We start from the raw sequence: 2,955 nt of genomic DNA, 5'->3' as shown, positions 1-2,955 counted from the left end.
GTCCGTGCGCGAATCCCGGTCAGTGGGAGTGTCTCGGCACGGCGTCGCCGCTCCCGCCCACCAGGAAGTCCAGGTCCGCGCCGCGATCGGCCTGCAGGACGTGTTCGGTGTAGAGCTTGGCCCAGCCCCGCTGCGGTGGGGGATCGGCTGGAGCGTGCGCCGCCCGACGAGCAGCGAGTTCGTCGTCGTCGACCAGCAGGTCGAGTCGCCGAGCCGCGACGTCGAGCTCGATCCAGTCGCCGGTGCGCACCAACGCCAACGGCCCGCCGGCGGCTGCCTCCGGCGCGACGTGCAGTACGCAGGTGCCGTAGCCGGTGCCGCTCATGCGGGCGTCACTGATCCGTACGACGTCCTCGACTCCCGCGCTGAGCAGGACCTTCGGCACCGGAACATTGCCCACTTCGGGAAAGCCCGGGTAGCCCTTGGGGCCGGCGTTACGCACGACGATCACCGTGGACGGGTCGACCGGCAGGTCCGGGTCGTCGGCCCGCGCGGTGTACTCCTCGACGCGGTCGAAGACGAGGGCCTGGCCACGGTGCTTGAGCAGGTGCTCCGAGGCGGCGGACACTTTCAGCACTGCGCCGTCCGGGCAGAGGTTGCCCCGCAGCACGGCCGTGCCCGAGCCGGCCGGCGCGAACGGTTCGGCGACGGTCCGGATGACGTCGCTGTTCCAGCACTGTGCATCGGCGACCTCGGTACCGATGCTGCGACCGCTGACGGTGATCGCGGAGCCGTTGATGAGCTCGCCGAGCTCGCGGAGCACCACGGGCAGTCCGCCGGCGTAGTGGAAGTCCTCCATCAGGAACTGCCCCGACGGCATCAGATCGACGAGGACCGGGACGGCGGCGGTGAGCGTGTCGAACTCGTCGAGGTCCAGCTCGACGCCGACGCGGCCGGCTAGGGCCAGCAGGTGCACCACCGCGTTCGTCGAGCCGCCCAGTGCGGCGTTCGCCCGGATGGCGTTCTCGAACGCGGCCCGGGTGAGCACCTGCGAGGGGCGCAGGTCGTCGTGCACCATCTGGACGGCCCGCCGGCCGGCAGCTTGAGCGAGGGCGTAGCGGCGGGCGTCGACGGCCGGGATGGTGCCGCCGCCGGAGAGCTGCATTCCCAGCGCTTCGGCGATGCACGCCATGGTGGACGCGGTGCCCATGGTCATGCAGTGCCCGCGGCTCCGGGACATGCAGCCCTCGGCCTCGGTGAGATCGGCCTGGGTCAGCCGCCCGGCGCGCATCTCTTCGCTGAGCCGCCAGACGCTGGTTCCGGAGCCGATGTCGCGGCCGCGGAACTTGCCGTTGAGCATCGGCCCGCCGGTGACCATGATCGACGGAATGTCGACGCTGGCCGCGCCCATCAGCTGGGCCGGTGTGGTCTTGTCGCAGCCGGACAGCAGCACGACGCCGTCCAGCGGGTTCGCCCGGATGGACTCTTCGACCTCCATGGCCATGAGGTTGCGGAACAACATCGTCGTCGGGCGCATCAGCGTTTCGCCGAGCGACATGGTCGGGAACTCCAGCGGCAACCCTCCGGCTTCCCAGACGCCACGCTTGACGGCTTCGGCGACATCGCGCAGGTGAGCGTTGCACGGTGTGAGCTCGGACCAGCTGTTCGCGATGCCGATGACCGGGCGACCGTCGAAGACCTCGGGGCCGAACCCCTGGTTGCGCATCCACGAGCGGTGAATGAACCCGTTTCGGCCCTCGGCGGCAAACCAGGCGGCGCTGCGCCGCGCCGTTGGTTCTGGATGGTCACTGGTGTTCATCGCAGCTCCTCCGCGCGATCGTCTCCGGGTGGGCGTCGGCGTCCATCCTGCCCGGTCCGACCCGCGCCGACCGCTCGACCCCCGACCGAGCCGACGCGGCCGCCTGCCACGGAAACCGGTTGCGCTGCACGAATGGCCGTCTACATTGACATCGTTCGTGATCAGCGTGAATAGTACGAATCACAATGAGGTCGGCATGACTTTCCCGAGCTCAGGTCGTCGATGTACCGGTCACGAAGGCGTGATGTGCTGATGAGGCGAAGTGTCCCAGCGATCTTCGCGGTCGGTGCTGCCGTCGTTTCCGTGGCGTTCGTGGCGTCCGCAGCGCAGCCGGACGACGAGGCGACGGATTATTACGCCGATGCTGAAGGACTGACCGGCGACGAGCTCAAGAATGCGCTGCACGAGATCGTCTCCGACAGCACCACGTTGACGTATGACGAGGTCTGGAGTGCCCTGCGCGACACCGATGAGGATCCTGCCGATCCGGAATCGGTGATCCTGCTCTACAGCGGGCGTTCGCTGGACGAGGACGCCAACGGCGGCGGTTCCGGTGAATGGAATCGCGAACACGTGTGGCCCAAGTCCCACGGCGATTTCGGCACGGCTCCCGGGCCAGGCACCGACGTGCACCATCTGCGCCCGACCGACGTGGCGGTCAACGCCGAGCGGGGCAACAAGGACTTCGACGTCGGCGGCTCAGCGGTCGACGGCGCTCCGGGCAACCGAACCGACGACGATTCGTGGGAGCCGCGCGACGAGATCAAGGGCGACGTGGCCCGGATGATCTTCTACATGGCCGTGCGCTACGAAGGCGACGACGGATACCCGGACCTCGAGGTCAACGACCAGGTCGACAACGGGTCCACGCCCTTCACCGGACGCCTCTCGGTGCTGCGTGACTGGCATGCGCAGGATCCACCCGACGAGTTCGAGCGCCGTCGCAACCAAGTGATCTTCGACGAATGGCAGCACAACCGGAACCCGTTCATCGACCATCCGGAATGGGTCGGTGAGATCTGGAACTGACGTGGGCGGGGTTGGGCACGAGGCGGGCCCCGTGCAGGGGGGCCCGCCTCCGCGTCACCCTCGGGGCTCACGGCGCGTGTAGCCTCACCGGCGGACTCGCCCGACCCTGGAGGCCCGCATGACGGTGGATCAGCTTGCCGACGAACTCTTCGACGTCCTGCTCGACG

Annotated in this window: 2 protein-coding genes; one reads left to right on the top strand and one right to left on the bottom strand. The window is 68.6% G+C overall.

All coding sequences use genetic code 11. From position 1 onward, the window contains the following. Window positions 1-19: 19 nt before the first annotated feature. Window positions 20-1,759 carry an IlvD/Edd family dehydratase gene (locus tag M6444_RS22420; RefSeq protein WP_298332687.1) on the bottom strand — a complete coding sequence of 580 codons (1,740 nt, stop codon included), beginning with the start codon at window positions 1,757-1,759 and terminating at the stop codon, window positions 20-22. Between the two features lie 252 nt (window positions 1,760-2,011). Here M6444_RS22420 and M6444_RS22415 point away from each other — a divergent pair, with 252 nt between their 5' ends. Then, window positions 2,012-2,788 carry an endonuclease gene (locus M6444_RS22415; protein WP_298332684.1) on the top strand — a complete coding sequence of 259 codons (777 nt, stop codon included), beginning with the start codon at window positions 2,012-2,014 and terminating at the stop codon, window positions 2,786-2,788. The last annotated feature ends 167 nt before the right edge of the window (window positions 2,789-2,955 follow it).

The sequence above is a fragment of the Haloactinopolyspora sp. genome, assembly GCF_027324685.1.
In the GTDB taxonomy this organism is placed as follows: Bacteria; Actinomycetota; Actinomycetes; order Jiangellales; family Jiangellaceae; genus Haloactinopolyspora.
The sequence above is the reverse complement of the archived record's forward strand: the minus strand, read 5'-3'. Positions and strand labels throughout refer to the sequence as shown.